13 protein-coding genes are annotated in these 17,501 nt (G+C 62.4%); 5 read left to right on the top strand and 8 right to left on the bottom strand.

The window, feature by feature from the left end; genetic code table 11:
• Positions 1-119: 119 nt before the first annotated feature.
• On the bottom strand, positions 120-1,109 hold the full coding sequence (locus HW554_RS12435) for a GNAT family N-acetyltransferase (RefSeq protein ID WP_176908920.1): 990 nt from the start codon (positions 1,107-1,109) through the stop codon (positions 120-122).
• 125 nt (positions 1,110-1,234) lie between these two features.
• On the opposite strand from HW554_RS12435, the gene HW554_RS12430 reads away from it, so the two are divergent.
• Positions 1,235-1,516, top strand: coding sequence for a DUF427 domain-containing protein (locus tag HW554_RS12430; protein WP_176908919.1), 282 nt, complete (start codon positions 1,235-1,237; stop codon positions 1,514-1,516).
• A gap of 185 nt (positions 1,517-1,701) precedes the next feature.
• Positions 1,702-2,322 carry a hypothetical protein gene (locus HW554_RS12425; protein WP_176908918.1) on the top strand — a complete coding sequence of 207 codons (621 nt, stop codon included), beginning with the start codon at positions 1,702-1,704 and terminating at the stop codon, positions 2,320-2,322.
• A 94-nt stretch (positions 2,323-2,416) separates the two neighbouring features.
• On the opposite strand, the gene HW554_RS12420 is transcribed toward HW554_RS12425, so the two are convergent.
• The gene (locus HW554_RS12420) at positions 2,417-3,397 is read right to left on the bottom strand and encodes an acyl-ACP desaturase (protein ID WP_176908917.1); all 981 of its coding nucleotides are present in this window, start codon (positions 3,395-3,397) and stop codon (positions 2,417-2,419) included.
• Between the two features lie 95 nt (positions 3,398-3,492).
• The gene (locus tag HW554_RS12415) at positions 3,493-5,148 is read right to left on the bottom strand and encodes a hypothetical protein (RefSeq protein WP_176908916.1); all 1,656 of its coding nucleotides are present in this window, start codon (positions 5,146-5,148) and stop codon (positions 3,493-3,495) included.
• Positions 5,149-5,223: 75 nt separating this feature from the next.
• Between HW554_RS12415 and HW554_RS12410 the strand changes: the two genes are divergently transcribed.
• Complete coding sequence (locus HW554_RS12410) at positions 5,224-6,894, top strand: ArnT family glycosyltransferase (protein WP_176908915.1); 1,671 nt, start codon at positions 5,224-5,226, stop codon at positions 6,892-6,894.
• Positions 6,895-6,956: 62 nt separating this feature from the next.
• On the opposite strand, the gene HW554_RS12405 is transcribed toward HW554_RS12410, so the two are convergent.
• The 3 genes from HW554_RS12405 to HW554_RS12395 all read right to left on the bottom strand — a co-directional run bounded on the left by HW554_RS12405 (position 6,957) and on the right by HW554_RS12395 (position 10,250).
• Positions 6,957-7,853 carry a glycosyltransferase family 2 protein gene (locus HW554_RS12405; RefSeq protein ID WP_176908914.1) on the bottom strand — a complete coding sequence of 299 codons (897 nt, stop codon included), beginning with the start codon at positions 7,851-7,853 and terminating at the stop codon, positions 6,957-6,959.
• Positions 7,854-7,965: 112 nt separating this feature from the next.
• Complete coding sequence (locus HW554_RS12400; RefSeq protein WP_176908913.1) at positions 7,966-9,231, bottom strand: MATE family efflux transporter; 1,266 nt, start codon at positions 9,229-9,231, stop codon at positions 7,966-7,968.
• The gene (locus HW554_RS12395; protein WP_176908912.1) at positions 9,231-10,250 is read right to left on the bottom strand and encodes a GNAT family N-acetyltransferase; all 1,020 of its coding nucleotides are present in this window, start codon (positions 10,248-10,250) and stop codon (positions 9,231-9,233) included. The genes HW554_RS12400 and HW554_RS12395 overlap by 1 nt, the downstream gene beginning before the upstream one ends.
• A 131-nt stretch (positions 10,251-10,381) precedes the next feature.
• On the opposite strand from HW554_RS12395, the gene corA reads away from it, so the two are divergent.
• Positions 10,382-11,623 (top strand): magnesium/cobalt transporter CorA, encoded by a 1,242-nt coding sequence (corA, locus tag HW554_RS12390; RefSeq protein WP_176908911.1) that lies wholly within the window; start codon positions 10,382-10,384, stop codon positions 11,621-11,623.
• A 101-nt stretch (positions 11,624-11,724) separates the two neighbouring features.
• Here the strand turns inward: corA and HW554_RS12385 are convergent, their stop codons facing one another.
• Positions 11,725-14,490, bottom strand: coding sequence for a YncE family protein (locus HW554_RS12385; protein WP_176908910.1), 2,766 nt, complete (start codon positions 14,488-14,490; stop codon positions 11,725-11,727).
• Between the two features lie 245 nt (positions 14,491-14,735).
• Between HW554_RS12385 and HW554_RS12380 the strand changes: the two genes are divergently transcribed.
• Positions 14,736-16,214 (top strand): APC family permease, encoded by a 1,479-nt coding sequence (locus HW554_RS12380; RefSeq protein WP_176908909.1) that lies wholly within the window; start codon positions 14,736-14,738, stop codon positions 16,212-16,214.
• A gap of 233 nt (positions 16,215-16,447) precedes the next feature.
• On the opposite strand, the gene HW554_RS12375 is transcribed toward HW554_RS12380, so the two are convergent.
• Positions 16,448-17,173: a carboxypeptidase-like regulatory domain-containing protein gene (locus HW554_RS12375; RefSeq protein ID WP_176908908.1), complete on the bottom strand. Its 726-nt coding sequence runs from the start codon at positions 17,171-17,173 to the stop codon at positions 16,448-16,450.
• Positions 17,174-17,501: the final 328 nt, after the last annotated feature.

The following is a 17,501-nucleotide window of genomic DNA, read 5'->3' as shown; positions in this document are numbered from 1 at the left end:
GGGCGGAATGTTTCTTGAAAAGGTCAGTTGTCAGTTGTCAGGAAGAACGTCATTCTTCGCTGCGCTCTGAATGACGTTCTTCCTGACAACTGACAACCAACAACTGACTCCCTCCCTACCTACCTCCGCCCCCGCTGCCAGGCGCGCACCAGCGCTGTGCGGGCCACTTTCAGCTGGCGCACGGGCCAGGGCAGCCGGTTGAGACTAATGCTCAGAAACGGGGTTTCCACCGAGCCGAAGCTACCGTAGAAATGCGCAATTGAACTTACTTCGGGCGCCTCAAAGTCGAAGCATAGCGGCCGGCCGGCATACCGGCGGAAAACCTCGTCGAGGAGCAGCGAAATTGCCCCTGCTGCCTTGCCCGCTTCGGTGGAGGCGTTGAAAATATAGGTGAGACGGCCATTGAATTCAAAAAGCATCAGCATGGCTACTACTTCGCCAGCTGTGGTGCGGGCCTGCCACATCTGGGCTAATCCTTTCTGGCTGGCCTGGGTATGAAGGGCCCGCAGCAGTCGGTATTCGTATTCCTCGCCGATGACACCATATATAAGAGGGGCCGTGTTTTCATCAAATATCCGCACCAGCTGATCGAGGTCGGTGCTGGGTTCGAGGTGCAGACCACGGCGGCGGGCCTGATTGAGCCGCCAGCGCCGGTTGGGCTTGTAACCGGCCACCAGTTGGCCGTGCGCGGGGTGCAGGGGTAGGTAATAGGTGTGAAACGTAGCCGTTTCGAAACCAGGCAAGGCGGCGGCGAGCAGCGGCGTATTGTCGGTGTTAAAGGAGTAGCGGGTGATGAAGCGGAACTCGCGGTGCAGCAGGGTGCCGATTTCGGCCCAGTCGGCGGGCGTGGGGGCCTCCCGGCTAAACAAGCCAAGCTGCTGCGCGAACAGCGGCTGTTTCAGGTAGCGGAAACCAAAGCGGCGCTGTACCGGCAGCGGCAGGCCGGCCACGTAGCGGCCCTGCGTATCGAGCTTTACCAGCGCTGCCCAGCCCGGCGCCACGATATCGAGGTACCACGACAGGGCGTAGATCAGGCCGTTGGGGGCATCGGTAATCAGCGCATCCCACTGGGCACGGTTAAGACTCTCGGGGCCGACGTAGCGGAACATAGCAGGAAGAACGGGTTTCAGCAGCAGCTAAACATCCGGCAAAGATGCACGTTTAGCAATATCGACACTGCGGCTCAGCTTCCGCAGGTCGTAGTTTCACGCTTCTGTCCCTCAACTTTTACCATATGAAAGCCATCTGGAACAATACCGTCATTGCTGAGAGCAATGACACGGTAGTAGTGGAAAACAACCACTATTTCCCCATCGACTCCATTAAGCAGGAGTATTTCGAAGACAGTATTGCCCATACCAGCTGCCCCTGGAAAGGTCGGGCCAGCTACTACTCTTTGCGGGTGAACGGTGAGCTGAACAAAGATGCTTCCTGGTTCTATCCGGAGCCCAAGGAAGCAGCCAACCATATCCGGGGGCACGTAGCCTTCTGGAAGGGCGTGCGGGTGGAGGCCTAAACCGATGCCGAACTGCCCGGACGACTGTCGGAGCAGAATATACGGGTTGCCAGACTACCAAACAATCAGAAAAATACAACTCAATCTTTGTACATTGCGTTTAAACGGTCAAAATCCTCTCCCGGATAGCCCTCCGTTCCGGCAAATGCCGGGGCCATACTTGCATCTTCCCTAATTTTTTACTCATGCGTATTTCTTCTCTTTCCTATTTGCTGCTGGCATCTGGCGTTGCCTCTTCTGCCCTGTCGGCCTGCGATTCTACGCGCCAGGTAGCCACTACCGAGTCGTCGTCGAGCCCCCTGCCCTCCACGCCTGCCATCGATGAAGGCGACGTTACCTTCAGCCAGGATGTAACGCAGGGGGAGTACCGCTTCCAGGTGAAAACTTTCGGTTCGGAGGCTTCACGCGTCATCAGCATCCGCTCCTACCGTGGCTCTTCGCTCACTACCGATCCTATCCGCACGTCGGTGATGGGGGCAGTTACGAGTGTAATGGCGGCCGATATGAACGGCAACGGCAAGCCCGAGCTGTACGTGATGACCGATAACAAGAAAGCAAACGGCGGCCTCTACGGCTTCGAGTTCACTGAGCGGGGCTACGCTCCTATCTCGATGCCCGGCACGCCTGCTGGCGAGCCTGGTTCGGGCTACATGGGCCAGGATACCTACCAGATCAACGGTAATAAGCTCATGCGCACTTTCCCTATCACGCCCGCCGATGGCTCTGCCTCAACCGGTAGCCGTACCGTAGAGTATACCCTCGATGGCACTGGTAAGCTGGTAATGGGCCAGTCGATGGACCGCTAGAGCTTAGAGCTTAGAGCTTAGAAATACAGAAAGAGCCCCCGCCGTGGTTACGGCGGGGGCTTTTTATGTTGTTGCACCTTATAAGTTACGGTGGCTACTCAATCCACTTGAACTTGTACTCCAGGCGCGGGATGGGCATACGGTCGGCCACGCGACGCAGGCGGTTGGGCAGTGCCACTACATAGTCGCGGGCTTTTTCAGCGGCTGGATTTAAGCCGGTCATGGCTTCGATTTTCCACTCCTGGATAAGCGTATCGAGAATTTCGGTGTAGTCGTGGCTGGTGTACACACCCAAGCGCTGGGCGGCATCAGTGAAGTGGCCGAAGGTTTTGCCCATCTCTACGCCCAACTCGCGCATGTAGTGAGCCGGCATCACAATCTTCTTGCGCATCATATCCTCGAAGGCCAGCATCATTTCGGATGGGTCGACTTCAAAAATCTTCTCGACGAAGGTTTTGTACACGCGGGCGTGGCGGTTTTCGTCGCCCGCAATCATGCCGCAGAGCCTAGAAAGCTGGTCGTCGCCGGCGGTGCGGGCCAGCTGGCCTACCCGGCGGTGCGAGATGTTGGTGGCCATTTCCTGGTACGACGTGTACACGAAGGCGCGGTAAGGGTCGTGGGCAGTACCCAGGTCGAAACCGTCGTTGATGAGGTAATGGGTGCTGATTTCGAACTCGCGCATATTTACGCGGCCCGTGAGGTAGAGGTAGCGGTTGAGCAGGTCGCCGTGGCGGTTTTCCTCCGACGTCCAGCCACGAATCCACTGGGCCCAGCCGTTGTTGGGGTCGCGGTTGAGGTCATCGAGCTGATGAAACCAAGCTTCGTAGTTGGGAAGGGCCTCTTCGGTAATGGTGTCACCGATGAGTACGGCCAACAGGTCGTAGCTGAGCCCCTGGGCCCGCTCGCGCAACAGCTTCACCTCGTCGAAGAAGGTATCCTGACGCGAATCGGGCAGAAAGTCGGCGGGCTGCCAGCTGGTTTCCACGCTCTTGAGAAACGTGCCCATATTTTCTTTCAGGAAACCCTCCATACTCTGGAGTACTTCACTACGGGTGGTAACGGAGGCAGTAATCATGGCGAATGGGAGAGTGAGAGAGTACGGTAAAAAGCTAAAGATATATACTTACTACACCCCAGCTGTTAAATACCTTCCTTACGGGCTATACAAAATTATGGCCTCACTGCGGGGTTTAGACCCATACAGCTTGGTTTATAGCGCCTTACTGCTGGCACCGGCAACCGGTTGGCAACCGGTCTCAACCGGCAGTCCGACCCGCTGACAGCCAGCCGGGCATTCACCAGCCGGGCCCCGCCGGGCGTCAGTAGCCAGGCTACATCGGCCCGCGTGGCAAGCCGGGCCACAGCCGGGCCAAAGGCCCGGGTGCCGGTAAGGGCCGCCAGCAGCTGCGGCTGCGCGGGGCTATAGCTGGGCCAGCCAGTGAGCAGGAGCACCTGCTTCGGCTTCGCCGGCCAGGGCACCGGCGCGAAGGGCGAGTTCGACTTATATGTAGCAACCAGGCCATCGGTAACCAGCACGGTGCTTTTGCCGGCCGAAGCCAGCAGCCTACGCTGCTGCCACTCGTTGACAGCCCGCTCCTGTTTCAGTATGTAGCGCCGATGAGTGGTTTTGTAAGCGTAGGCGCCGGTCGCCAGCAGCAGCGCCAGCCCTGCCAGGTAGTGGCCTGTGCCACCCACCAGCGGCCGGCGCGGCAGCAGGCCCCGGCGCACTACAAACACCAGATTGGCCAGCAGCCAAAAATCCAGGAGTGGCAGGGCGGCGCGGGGCGGCAGCTTCAGAAGCGTGCCCAGCCCCAACAGCAGCCCCACAAAGCCGGCCTGCACAAGCCAGAACAACCGCTGACCCACCGGCCGGCGGCGGCCCACTAACAGCCCCAAAAGCCCCAGTAATAGCAGCACCGGAAAGTAGTCGCGCGCCAGCCCGCTCAGGGTGCGGCCAAGCTTGGCCGGGGCCGTGTGGCGCAGAAACTCGGCGGGCCGGGCCTGCACCAGCCGCTCGAAAAAGGCTTCGCCGGTAAGTGTGGAGTCGGAGTACATCCAGTTGCGGGCGGCAGCCAGGGCGAGGCGGTCGGTGGGGTTGGGCACGCGGGTGGCGGGCGGTGCGGTGGTTAGGCGGTAATCGTTGAAAGAGGCTACCCGCGTATCGAAACGGCGGTAGGTGGCGGCCTTTTCATTCTGGCCCACCACCAGGGCCAGCGCCCCCACCAGCAGGAACTGGCCGGCCAGCACGCCCAGCGCCGGCCGGCCTACCAGCCACCAGGCCGCCGGAGCTGCCGCCACCAGGCCCAGCAGCGCCCCACCGGGCCGGATGCCGGCGGCGGCCCCCACCAGCAGCAGGCCCGGCACCATGGCCCGCCAGCCTCGCACCGGATAGCGGGTGGCCGTGTAGAGCAGGGTAGCCCCAGCCAGCAGCAGCGGCACGCGGGTGTAATTGAACCAAAACCCGTGCTCCAGCCAGGCCAGCCCGAATAGCAACCCCAGCACCAAGGCCCGTGGCCAGGGTCGCAAATGCGGCCGCAGCAGTGGCTCCAGTACCGCCCCTACCAGCACGGTAGCTACATAAAGCAGCCCGTAAAGCGTAAGGCCATACCAAGGCACCAGCGGCCAAGCAGCATAGAGCTTGGTCCAAAGCGCTGCGTACCCGTGAAAGTAGAGGTACAGATTGGTTTGCGGAACAGCCGTTGTTGCGCCGCACACCATTCCCAGAATAGCCAGGTCGTCGTTGGTTTCGAAGTACGTGCCCAACAGCCCGCCACTGAGCAGCAGCAACCCCAGAGGCAGCAACAGAATCCAGAGCCGACGACGCATGGGCGCAAGGTAGCGGTACAATGGCTAATACGTGGCGGACGCGGCCTTTCTCCCAATCACTCCTACCTTGCGGCAGTGAACCGACTGCCTGACTCGTTGCCCCGCTGGACGCTGCTTTTCGTCGGGCTATTTACCGGGGCCTATTTCCTGCTGACCCACGAAGGGATTTACGGCGTAGACGATTATTACTACGCCCAGCATGCCTACCAGCTGCTGCACGGCACCCTGGAGCTGGGGCCCGACCCGCAGGAGCTGCTACATGACCCACTGCACGAGCGGTGGCTGATTTTTGGGCCGGTGGCGGTTTTCTTCGCGCTGTTTGGGGTCAATATCATCAGCGCCACCCTTTGGCCGCTGCTGGCCACGCTGGGGTGCGCGGGGCTGATTTATGTGCTGTACGGCCGGCGCGAGCCGGTAGTAGCCGCGGCGGCCATGCTGCTGCTGGGCCTGCATTACTTCACGCTCAACCTAACCAACTACCTCTACCCCGACAACATCCTCATGTTCTGGTGCCTGGCTGGGGCTGCGGCGCTGCTGCGGGGCCGCGAGCCGGGCCGCCGGGCCGGGTGGTGGGGCCTGGGGTTTGCGCTGCTCAGCTTTGCGGCCCTGCTCAGCAAGGAAACCATTGCCTACTACCTGCCTTTTTATGTGGGCGTGCTGGCTCTCGATGCCATGCGCCGGCAGCATGGCCGGTTCTGGATTGTTGCTTTAGCCGCGGGTGCGCTGCTGCTGGCCGCCTACGGCGCGTTTTACTACGTTGTAACCGATGATGCGCTGTACCGGGTGCACCTCATCGAGCAAACCAACCGGTTTCTGAGTGAGGGCAACTACCTGGCCGGCAACCGGGCGGCGCTGCTGGGCCGCATTACGTGGCAGCCGCTGGGCTTTTTCGTGGGTATCGGGCTGGGACTGATGCTTACACTGGCCGCCGCCGCATTGGGCCGGCCAGCCGGCACCCCGGCCCCGGGCGAGGCCACCAGTGAAGCGTCCGACCGGCGGTTCTGGCTGGCGCTGGCGGCCAGCACGCTGGCTTTCTACTGGCTCGGCAGCACCTCTCTCAGCAGCTACAACCCCATTACGCTGCTCCCGCGCATGACTACACCACTGTTGCCGCCGCTGGCCCTGGCAGCCGGCTTCGGGCTGCAGCGACTGGTGCGCCGGGCTGGTTTGCGGGCCCTGGTGGTGGGCATCTTGCTGCTGCTGCTTACTGCCTGGCTGCGCACGGCCGTGGCCATAGTGTACCTGTTGCCGGGGTTGGCGCTGCTGGCCGTGGGGCTGAGCCCTTGGCTGCCCCGCTGGCCCGCGGCCCTACGGCCCGGCCGGCCCGCATTGGCGGCCGTGGTGGTAGCTGTACTGGCGCTGGCGCTGGCCGTGCGACCAACGTATTTCATGCGCAAGCCGCCGGTTTCGGCCCACACAGCGCAGGTGCGGGTGCTGCAGCAGTTAGCCGGTCCGGCGGTACAGGGCACGGTGTTGGTCGATGATTTCCTGTTCGATAATTACGCTTTCAGCTACGGCTTCCGGGTGCCCGAAGGCCTGCGCTTCCGCCGCTATTTCGCCCGCGACTCTATCCGTATCAGCCCTGCGCAGCCGGCCTGGCTGCTGCTCAACCGCGCCACCATGGCCAACGATGAGCTCACGCGCAAACTCATCCGCTACTCACCCGACTCGGTGCTCAGCTGGTACCCCAACCGCCACCTGGTAGCGCAGGACGGGCTGGTGGAGCTATATGAGGTGAGGAAGTGATTTGCAAGAGAACGTCATTCTTCGCTCCGCTCTGAATGACGTTCTCTCAGTAACCGACCCTGTTACCCCAGCACCTTAAACAGGCCCCAGTCAACAGCCCCGACAGCCCCTAACTCGCCCAGCAACTGGTAAAGTGCGCGGGCTTCGGGGCGGCTGCGGTGGCGCAGGGCCTGGCGCAGCTCCCAGCGCACGCGCACGACCAACGCGGCCCGCTCTTCGGGTGTCCGGCATAGGGCCAGGGCCTTGCGGCACACCACGATGGTAGAGGCCAGGTGCGGGTCGTGGCGGCGGTAGCTTTTGGCCGATTTGGAGCGCGGATGCAGATGTTTCTGGGTACTGATTATGTCCAGGAACTGAAACTCCCAGTCGCGGCTGGCGCGCACCCAGAAATCGAAGTCTTCGTAGCTCAGGCTTTCGTCGTAGCCGCCCAACGTGTCGAGCGTGGCGCGGCGCATGAGCATGGTGGGCGTACTGATGAAGTAGCGTTCCAACACATCGGCAAATACGAAGCCCGAGGCGGGGCGCGGGTGCAGGCGGCCGTGGGCGTCGCGGCGGTAGTAGTGGCGCACGAAGCGGCCCGACTCGTCGAGCAGCTCGGCATCGGTGTACACCACGCCGCAGCGCGGGCCGGCCTGTTCGAAAGCCGCCACCTGCCGGGTTATCCGCTCGGGTAGCAGCACGTCATCAGTAGCAAAGTCAATTACGAACTCGCCCTTACTCAGCGCCAGCCCACGGTTGAAGGCGCGGCAGTTGTTCTGGTTTTCGGGCAGCAGCAGCAGTTGCCAGCCAGGGTTTTGGGCGGCGTAGCGCCGCAGAATATCGGCGCTGCCATCAGTGCTGGCGTCGTCCACCAGCACAACTTCCAGGTGCGGATATGTCTGGGCCAGAATGGAATCCAGCGCCGCCTCCAGAAACCGGGCGTGGTTGTAGCACAGCGCAATAATGGTAACAAGGGGCATCTGTTTAGAGCTTAGTTGGTGGAGCTTCGTGCTTGGTTGATTGGGCTTGCTGATTGAGTCATTTACTACCAAATAGTGAACGGCCTAAGCACGAAGCACTATCAACTAAGCTCTAAGAAAATACCTCCCGCCGGAAATACCACAGGCTCCAGAGCAGCAGCAAGACATAGTCGGTGGCCAGGGCCAAGGGGGCGGCCAGCAGCCCTAATCGGGGCAGCAGCACCACCAGCAACAGGGCATAAAAAGCCGTTGAAACGGCCTGAAACGCCACGTAGCGGCCCACCTGGGCGCGGGCCGTGAGCAGAAACAGCAGTGTCCAAGTCAGGAATTTCAGCCAGTCGGCCAGTAGTTGGGGGCCGAGCAGGTAGCCAGCGGCGGCAAAGCGCGGCTCGAACAGCAGCGGCAGCAGCCAGTCGCGCAGCAGCCACAACAGCCCCAACCCTAGGGCCAGCGCCGGAGCCAGCACCAGCAGCACCAACCGCACGAAGCGACCCTGCGCAGCGGGCGAGCCGCCCAGCGCAGCCAGCCGCGGGTAGTACACGGTGCCCAGCACCGACGATACCACCATGCCGTAATTGTCGGAGAGCTTGGCCACCGCCTGCCACAAGTCGGTGGCCGCCAGCCCAAACTGCTGCACCAGCACCTCGCGCAGCACAAAGCTGACGGCCTTGGTAAATAGCAGCGTGCTCAGGGCCATCAATAAAAATTTACCCAGCCCCCGCAAAGCTCCCCGGCTGATGCGGCCGCGTGGCCAGGGCAGCAGCCCCGCCCGGGTAGCAACCCAGGCAGCTGGAAACAGCAACAGACCCTGGGCCAGCAGATAAGCCAGCAGCGCTTGGGGCACCAGGCCACCGCGCAGCAGCACTGCCGCCACGGCCAGCGGCCCGGCGGCGCTCAGCCCCACCGTCAGCCACACATACGTGCGGATGCGGCCGGCAGCCAGTAGCACGGCCACCACTAGGGCGTAGCCAATCAGCAGCAGCAGCCCCAGGCCGAGCAGCAGGGTTTGGCCCGGCAGCAACTGTAGCACGCCTACCAGCGGGCCAGGCAGCAGCACCAATGCCAGCAGGGCTAGCGCGCCGGCCAGCATATTCAGCAGCAGTGCGCCTCCCAGCCAGGCGCGGTAGCGGCCCGAGCCGGGTCGCAGCGGAGCCAGATATTTTACCGCCCCCACGTGCGTGCCATCGTTGGGCAGCGTGGTGAACAGGGCCATCAGGTTCTGGAAATGGGCCAGCAGCGTGAGGCCACCCGGCCCGCCGTATACGGCCAGCAGCTTGTTGAGCACCAGCGCCCCCGCCGTGCGGGCCACCACGGCCACCCCCGAGCCCGCCGCCCCACGCACAAAGCGCCCGATAAGTATGCGGCGGGGTTCGTTCATCAGCCCAGCTCCTTACTAAACGTTAGCTTGATGCCCGACACCGCCCCGAGGTGGCGCTTGAAGCGCAGTAGCGACTCATCGACGCCGGTGGGCAGGGCCGAAATACCCAGATCGAGCAGGCGCATGTTGCTGGCCCGGCCGAAGGCATGCAGGCCCGAATTGAGCATCACCATGGGGCTGAGATGGTTATAGGCCAGCGGGCTGGCGGGCAGAAAATGATACAGCACGTCGGGGCGCACTTCAATTACCACCGATACGGCCGCCCACTCGCCGGCCGCGTCGCGTACCGAGAACAGCAGCACTTTCCCCGGCAGTGCCCGAAATAGGGCCTGCAGCTGCTCCGGGCTCATGTTCAGCGGCTTGCCTTTTTCCTGGCGGCTACGGGCAATCAGCTCGTAGGCCAGCGGCAGCAGCAGCGGCGGCTCCTGCTCGAAGTGTAGTCCGTGCCGTTCGCACTTGCGCAGCCGCCGCCGCTCCGAAGGATGCAGACAGGCCTCAAAGTCGCGGCTCAGGGGCAGGTAGCTGTTCATCTCGATGGGGCCGATCTGGTAGCCCAGCCGGCCGAGCACGGTGGCGAGGCGGGCGCTGGCGGCGGGCTCGTAGGCAAAGGCGTGGGGACGTAGCGTAAGCCGGCGCACGCCCTGCGCACGCAGGCTGGTTTCCACGGCTTCCAGAAAGGCCTGCAGCACTGGTTCGGGCAGGTCGGGGGCAGTTTGCACGGCCCCAAACGGTGCCCGGCCGGGGCTGCGGGCGGCGCGGCCATCGGCGCTCAGGTACACCGCCAGCTGGGCCACCGTGTGGGTATCGTTTTCCAGAAAGAAGTGCAGCACCTCGCCTTCGGTCCACTGCTGCAGGGCCTGATGAGCGGGCCGCAGGTACAGCCAGGGCACATAGGCTGGCGGCCGCACCGGCGCAGGCGCGAGGCCCGGCAGCCGCCGCAGCGTGTAGCCCGCGCCGGCCAGGGCAGGCAGTGGCAGTAGCTGGGCGGCCGCAGCAGAAAGAAGGGAGGGCGAAGGCAAGGGCAAAACCGGAATCAGGAGGCGAAAGTACAACGATTTGCGCCGGGCACCTGCCGGACAGCGACCAATGCCGCACCCACTTTTCCGGCAAATTCCCGTAAACTGTTCCCGTTCCGCACTTCTGCTCCCCTATGACCCCGCCGCCCACTGCCCGGCCTACCGCGCCCCTGCCCGCCAAGCCGCTTTTTGCCACGCCCTCTGCCCATGCGTATGATGATGATGATAACGATGACGACCAGGAAATGTCGGCGGCCGATATAGTGGAGCTGGAAACAGCCCGCCGATTGCGCGAGGAGCGCATCGGCCAGCGTCCCGGCACGCTCACCATCCGGCCCGACGCAATGCCCCCGCGCCTGCTGCTGACCACGTACGACGAGGATTTTTTTCATGAGCAGGAATACGCCAGCTACGACGAGCTGTACGCTTTTTTCGGGCAGCATCCGGATAAAAAGCACTGGCTCGATGTGCGCGGCTACAATGATCTGGCCCTGATAGAGCGGCTGCAGCAGGATTTCAACATTCATCCGCTGCAGATGGAGGACGTGCTCAGCGACTACCAGCGGGCCAAGGTGGAGGAAACCGACGACGGCCTGTTTCTGGTGTCGCGCATGACTGAGTTTACCCGCCTGCTCACCATCGAAGACGACCAGCTCTCCATTTTCACCGGGGCCAACTACGTGCTCACGTTCCAAGACGACTACGACGACTGCCTGGAGCCGGTGCGCGTGCGGCTGCGCACGGGCCGTAGCAGCCTGCGCCGCCGCCCGCCGCTGTACCTGGCCTACGCCCTCACCGATGTGGTGCTCGACCACTACTACCCCACTATGGCGGCCATCGGCGACTACCTCGAAACGCTGGAGGAACGTATTTTTCAGGGCCGCGCCGACCGCCGAGTGCTCGCCCGCATCCTGCACGTGAAAAAGGACATCGTGCGCTTTCGCCGCCTGGTGTATCCCGAGCGCGAGAAGATTGCCGAGCTGCTGCGCATGCCCGACGACGAGGTGCCCGAAGAAATCAAGGTATTCTTCAAAGACTGCTACGACCACGCCATTCAGGCCCTGGACTTGGCCGACAGCTACCGTGAAACCGTCAGCAGCCTCATCGACCTGTATATGTCGGACCAGAGCAACCGGGCCAACGAGGTGATGAAGGTACTGACCATCATCAGCAGCATTTTCATTCCACTGAGCTTTGTAGTGGGCCTATACGGTATGAATTTCCAGCGCGAGTCCCCTGATGGCAGCATCAACCCGCTCAATATGCCCGAGCTCTACAGCCCCTGGGGCTACCCAATCCTGCTGGCCTTGCTGGCCATCATCGTCATCTTCCAGCTCGTTTATTTCTACCGAAAAGGTTGGTTGACAAATAAGTGAGAAAAGGAACGCGAACCAGAAACAACCAGAACGTCATGCTTCATCTGGTGTCCGCGCAGCCGAAGCATGACGTTCTGGTTGTGTACGCCTTTCCTCTCACTTCATCTCTTCTCTGTACTCACCTTAATATCGGTTCTGCGCAGCTCGTTGCCGTTCACGCGGAAAAGATGGAACGTGCTGGTGGCGGGGTTGTAGGTGAGGTCGACGCGGGGCGTGGTGCTGTCGAAGGGCTTGCCGCCGATGAGGCGGAACCGGGCGTCGTAGAGGTAGGCTTTGCCGGGGCCGGTTTCGGTGAGCACGTAGGCCTGACGGCCGGGGCCGAAGTTGAAATACTGCACCGACCGCGGGGCCGTAGTCAGGAACGACTGGCTGAGCAGGGACTTACCCTCCGGATCGAAGAGCGTGAGCCGGCCGCCATCTTCGCGGCTTACCACGTAGCCCGCCTGCTGCTGGTCGGCAATCAGGCGGAAGCGCGAGGTGCGACTCCAGGTGGCCACCCGGCGACGGGCCACCACGTCGCCGCTCAAATTGAAGCTCACCCGCTCGCCGTGCTGGTTTACCACCGTCAGGCGCGTGCGGCGCAGGGTGGGGCCAGTTTCCACGAAAGCGGCGCTGGCCAGCCGGGCGCCTACGCTTAGCGGGAAGCCCGGGTAGGCCCCGCCGGCCTGGTCGAAGGCATACACATAGCCATTTTCGAGCAGCACGAGCACCACATCACGCCCATCTACTACCAGGTACTGCGGCGGGGCAGCCAGCCTAAAGTCGAGCTGCTTGGGCTGCCAGCCGACGTAGGAGAGCCCCCGGGTATCGTACAAAAACAGGTTGCTGCCGCTGCCGGCCACCAGCAGCCGGCGCCCGGCACCCTCGCGCATAGTCGGCGACACGCTTAGCGCGGTGGCACGAACCGTATCGGGGAGGTTGAGGGGGAAGTTAGGCTGGGGCTGGCCGCTGTTGTTGAACTGGAACAGCTGCCGGGGCGTGGCCAGCAGGAAGCCCGTGGCCCCCGGCAGCCGCACGGTGGGGCCCACCAGCGGCCCGGGCAGCGAGTCGGACCAGGCCACCACGTTTTCGGGCGTTATGTAGTGCAGCACGTGGGCCGTATCTTGCACTAACACGCCCGGCAGCTGCGCCCCGGCTACTACTACGGCCTCGGGCGAGCTACGCAGCGGCACCTTAAAATCGAGGACGCTGCCCGTGCCGTCGGAGTTCTGGGGGCGGGCCTCGGCGGGACCTTCGGCCGGGTGGCGCAGCAGAAACTGCGTGAAGTACTGCGCGCCTTCCTCCTGCTCATTATCGGCCGGCACCCATTGCAGCGACACCTGCGGAAAGCGCTTAAACAGGGTTTCATTGCGCAGTAGCCCGGCGCGGCGCTGTTCCTGCAGGCCCCGCAGCAGCAGGTTCCAGCAGTTGCGCGTGTCAATCAGCACGCGCAGGCGGGCCAGCGGCTGGGTTTCCTGCAAAAAGGCCACCTGCGTAGGCGAGCGGCTCCAGGTTTCGCCCGCGCCCATATCGGCCAGGTACTGGCGCAGGGCGGGCTCATCGTCGGCAAATACCACGTAGTTGCCCACCTGTGCCACCAACGGCCGCGCCCCAAACCCCGTGAACAGGTCGCCTAACAGCTGCTGGGGCAGTTCGGCCACACCAGCCTGGTACAGCTGGTAGCTGCCCACTTTACCAAACGAAGGGCGGGCCCCCACCGCCCGCCGCAGCTGGCCCAGCAGCGTGGTTACGCGGGCCGGATTGGCAGTATAGGCCAGTGCCAGCTTGCCCGGCCTAACCCGCGCCGAGTTGGTGCTCAGGTAGCACAGTGCCACCTCGCGGCTCAACTGCCCGCGCAGGCTGTCGAGCAGCGGCGGCACGCCCGAGCCCAGCGAGTCGGGGGCCGCGCGGGCGCGGGTGCCGCGCAGGGCCGTTACCGGCCCCAGGCCCAGATGGATAACCAGCGCCGCCCGCAACGGCAGCACCTCAGCCATGTGCAGGCGCTGGGCGGGCTGGCCCAGCAGGCGCTGGTGCAGGCTGCCCTGAGCCATTTCGGGGTTGGCGAAGCCCCGGAAAACCACCTTGTTGCCGGCCAGCCGCATTTCGGTCAGCTCGTTGCGGGCCAGGCTGGCCACGGCCGCCATTTCGGGCGTCAGCTCGGAGCGAAACAGTACGCCCAGCAGCTGCGGCAGCCGCCGCTGGTTGAGCAGCAGCGTGGCATCCACATCGCGCAGCCGGAAGTAATCAGTGCTCTGAAACTCGGCGGCTACGCTGGGGGCGTCGGGCCGGGCCAGGCGGCGGGCCACGGCTTCCACGAGCTGCGGATTACTGCTGAACACGAGGTGGTTGCGATAATTAAGCAGCGTTATGCCGCCACCCTCTTCACCTTCCGCAACTACGCGACGGCGCACGTCGGTGAGTACCTGACCCTCGTATTCACGAGTAGTTACCTTGAAATCGGGGGCGCGGCCCAGGTCTTCCAGCAGCCCGCGCACCTGCCGGTATTCGCGCACGCTGCCGATAGGAATCTGAAACAGCAGCCCGAACTGCCGGGGCGCGGTTACGTGTACCGAAGTAAGCACCCGCTTGCGGCCCAGGAAGTTGAGCAGCACATCGCGCCCCCCGGCCAGGCTGTCTACCAGCACCAGGTTTTCCTCAACCTGCTGAAAGTAGCGCACGGCCGTCAGGTTATCCCAGACCCGGGTTTCCTTGAGATGGCGCACCAGCGTGGGGTGGTCGCGCGTCATGGCCACCAGCACGGCATCGTCGGGCACCAGGGCCCAGGGGTCGACGGGCGTGCTGGCCACGGTGCGCCGGTAGTACACGTAGGAGCCCAGCGCCGTGAGCAGCAGCAGCAGGGTAAGCCAGACAAGTACGCGGTTGGACATGCGGGGAAAGCGGGAACGGGAAGGGCTAGATGGGCAAAAATAGGCAATCGGGCCGGAGCGGGCGGCAGGTTCTCAAACCAGCTGTCATCCTGGGCGCAATGAAGGACCTTGCTGGGCCAGAACAACCTGTTCGGGGGGCATAAAGTCCTTATGTAGTACTTCGCGCTGCTCAGGATAACAGATGAATTTCCTCATTTACCACCCATCCGCTATCTTCCGGCCCCATTCCCTCTTTTCTTTACCAGATGTCCGAAAAAGAAGGCCATTTCCAGCGGGCCATTACGCTGTTTGATGCCGTTATGATTGTTTCCGGCAGCATGATTGGCTCCGGCATTTTCATCGTTTCCTCCGATATCAGCCGCAAAGTAGGCTCGACGGGCTGGCTGCTGGTAGTGTGGCTGCTGACGGGCGTGATTACGCTGGCCGGCGCCGTGAGCTATGGCGAGCTGTCGTCGATGTTCCCCAAAGTGGGCGGGCAGTACGTGTACCTGCGCGAGGCCTACAACAAGCTGGTGGCCTTTTTGTACGGCTGGTCGCTGTTTCTCGTGATTCAGACCGGCGTAATTGCGGCCGTAGCTGTGGCTTTTGCCCGGTTTGCCGGCGTACTGTTTCCCCAAATTTCGGAAGCTAATGTGCTGTTCGAAATACAGAATGTGCCGCTGTTAGGAGGCTCGTTCAAATTCAGCATGGTGCAGCTGGTGGCCATTGCCATGCTGGTATTTCTCACCTACATCAACTCGCGCGGGGTACGGGCCGGCAAGTGGATTTCCAACGTGTTTGGCAGCACCAAGCTCGTAGCCCTGGGCCTGCTTATTCTGTCGGGTCTGTTTCTGGGCATCAAGCAGGAAGCCCTGAGCCAGAACTTCCAGAACGTGTGGCAGGCCGTGAGCTTCGATGCCGCCGGCCAGGGCACGCCCCTCACGGTAGCCGCCCTAGTTACGGCCATTGGCCTGGCCATGACGGGCTCGTTGTTCAGCTCCGACGCCTGGAACAACATTGGTTTCGCGGGCGACGAAATCGTGAAGCCCGAGCGCACCATTGTACTAAGCATGGCCCTGGGCACGGGCATCGTAACGGGCCTGTACCTGCTGATAAATGTGGTGTACCTGCTGGTGCTGCCCCTGCAGGGCGACCCAACCGCCACCGATGTGCTGGGCCGCGGCATCCAGTACGCCACCGACGACCGCGTGGGCACAGCCGCCGCCGAAAGCATTATGGGCCCGGCAGGCGCCTACGTAATGGCCGTCCTGATTATGATCAGCACGTTCAGCGCCAACAACAGCATTCTGCTGTCGGGCGGGCGGGCCTATTACGCCATGGCCCAGGACGGCCTGTTTTTCCGGGGCATGGCCCGCCTGAACAAGGCTGGTGTACCAGGTGTAGCCCTCTGGGGCCAGTGCGCCTGGGCCTGCCTGCTGTGCTTGTCGGGCTCGTATGGCGAGCTGCTCAACTACGTGATGTTCTCGGTGATTCTGTTCTACGTCATCACCATTATCGGCATTTTCGTGCTGCGCCGCACCCGCCCCGATGCGCCCCGCCCCTATCGCGCCTGGGGCTACCCGGTGGTGCCGCTGCTCTACATCGTGCTGGCCTCCACGTTCTGCTTTATCCTGCTCACCGACCCCGAAAACTCCAAATTCGCCCAGCGTGGCCTGCTGCTGGTGGCCCTCGGCGTACCAGTGTACTACCTGTTCCGCAGCCGGTTTAAGAAGCTGGATAGCTAATACCAGCCGTTACGCGGCAGCTGAAGCTGTTCAGACAGAACTGACGCAACAGCAGGTCGTAAACCTGTAGTACGAAGCTCCAGCTTCTGGTGCCGTTGAACGATTACGCAAGGTGCGGCCGTTAACGACAACACGCGAAGCTGGAGCTTCGCGCTATTAATGTCGTCCTGCCAGACAGCAAAAAAGCCCCTGATATCAGAGGCTTTTTTGCTGTCTGGCAGGACGACTTACCTCTACCGGCGGCGGCGCTTAACGTCTTCGCGTGGCACGAGCGTAACGTTTTGGGTTTTGGTGTTGCGCGAGCGGAGCAGCTGGTCCTCGTAGCCGCCGTAGCCGTAAAGCAGCGTATTGTCGGTTCCAGCAGGTACTTCGAGCGCGTAGTTGCCGTTGGCATCGGTGCTGGTAGCCACCTTCGAGCCTTTAAGCAGAATGGTGGCACCGGCCAACGGACGGCCGTTTTCGTCGAGCACCCGGCCGTTCAGCTTCAGGCTGGTTGGAGCCAGTTCGGCAGGCTCGGCCACAGCGATGGGAGTGGCGGGTACAACCGGTGCCAGCGCCACCTCTTCCGGCTCGTCGACCTTGGAGGCAGCGGCCGGGGCCGCTACCGCATTGCGGGCAGTGGCCGCAGTGCGGGCCGCGGCGGCGGACTTGGGTGTCTCAGCAGGCGCAGCGTCGGTAGCCACATCGGCCGGGGCCGTTTCGTCGGGGGTACGCGTACCCGTTATAGAAGCTTCTCCCAGCATCATAGTTGGGGTGGGCAGCTCGGGAGTACCTCCAGGGTTGGTTATAGTAGCCGGCAGCAGCAGGTAGCCCGCCAGTACGGCAGCCACAATGCCGCCGGCAATCAGGGCCAGCCGGCTGTTGCCCGACGAGAGTTCTTCCTCGTCATGCGTCATATCAGGCGAGAAATCCTCGTTTTCAGGCTTGATTTCGGGAGTGGTGGGAGTAGAAGAGTCCATAGGCGCGGCTTAGTAAAAGCAAAAAAGAAAGTCGGATGAGTTGACGAATTAAAACAATGGCTACTGCATTATCTTAATCCTATACTATCAGATCCTAAAGATATAGGATTACCGCTGTCTTTTTCAATCCTTTTTGCGGTTTAAAAAGCAATTTTATCCGAAAAGAAGAGTCTACCACCTAATATTCACAATTGACCTTAGGTAAGCCCGACGGCAAAAAAAGCAATGGCCCCGCAGGAGCCCGGCTTTACCTAACCGAATCCGAGGATATAATCAGGAGTAGCCGGCCGTCCTGCGAGGCCGCTGCTTTGGCGGTTCGCGCTATGCT

The sequence above is a fragment of the Hymenobacter lapidiphilus genome, from assembly GCF_013377885.1.
Taxonomy (GTDB): Bacteria; Bacteroidota; Bacteroidia; order Cytophagales; family Hymenobacteraceae; genus Hymenobacter; species Hymenobacter lapidiphilus.
Note: the sequence above shows the minus strand (reverse complement) of the source record. Positions and strands in the feature narration are given on the sequence as shown.

Coding starts and splice junctions, on each gene's coding strand:
- HW554_RS12425 (WP_176908918.1), top strand. CDS start 1,702: ATGCGTATTTCTTCTCTTTCCTATTTGCTGCTGGCATCTGGCGTTGCC.
- HW554_RS12415 (WP_176908916.1), bottom strand. CDS start 5,148: ATGCGTCGTCGGCTCTGGATTCTGTTGCTGCCTCTGGGGTTGCTGCTG.
- HW554_RS12430 (WP_176908919.1), top strand. CDS start 1,235: ATGAAAGCCATCTGGAACAATACCGTCATTGCTGAGAGCAATGACACG.
- HW554_RS12420 (WP_176908917.1), bottom strand. CDS start 3,397: ATGATTACTGCCTCCGTTACCACCCGTAGTGAAGTACTCCAGAGTATG.
- corA (WP_176908911.1), top strand. CDS start 10,382: ATGACCCCGCCGCCCACTGCCCGGCCTACCGCGCCCCTGCCCGCCAAG.
- HW554_RS12380 (WP_176908909.1), top strand. CDS start 14,736: ATGTCCGAAAAAGAAGGCCATTTCCAGCGGGCCATTACGCTGTTTGAT.
- HW554_RS12405 (WP_176908914.1), bottom strand. CDS start 7,853: ATGCCCCTTGTTACCATTATTGCGCTGTGCTACAACCACGCCCGGTTT.
- HW554_RS12375 (WP_176908908.1), bottom strand. CDS start 17,173: ATGGACTCTTCTACTCCCACCACTCCCGAAATCAAGCCTGAAAACGAG.
- HW554_RS12400 (WP_176908913.1), bottom strand. CDS start 9,231: ATGAACGAACCCCGCCGCATACTTATCGGGCGCTTTGTGCGTGGGGCG.
- HW554_RS12385 (WP_176908910.1), bottom strand. CDS start 14,490: ATGTCCAACCGCGTACTTGTCTGGCTTACCCTGCTGCTGCTGCTCACG.
- HW554_RS12435 (WP_176908920.1), bottom strand. CDS start 1,109: ATGTTCCGCTACGTCGGCCCCGAGAGTCTTAACCGTGCCCAGTGGGAT.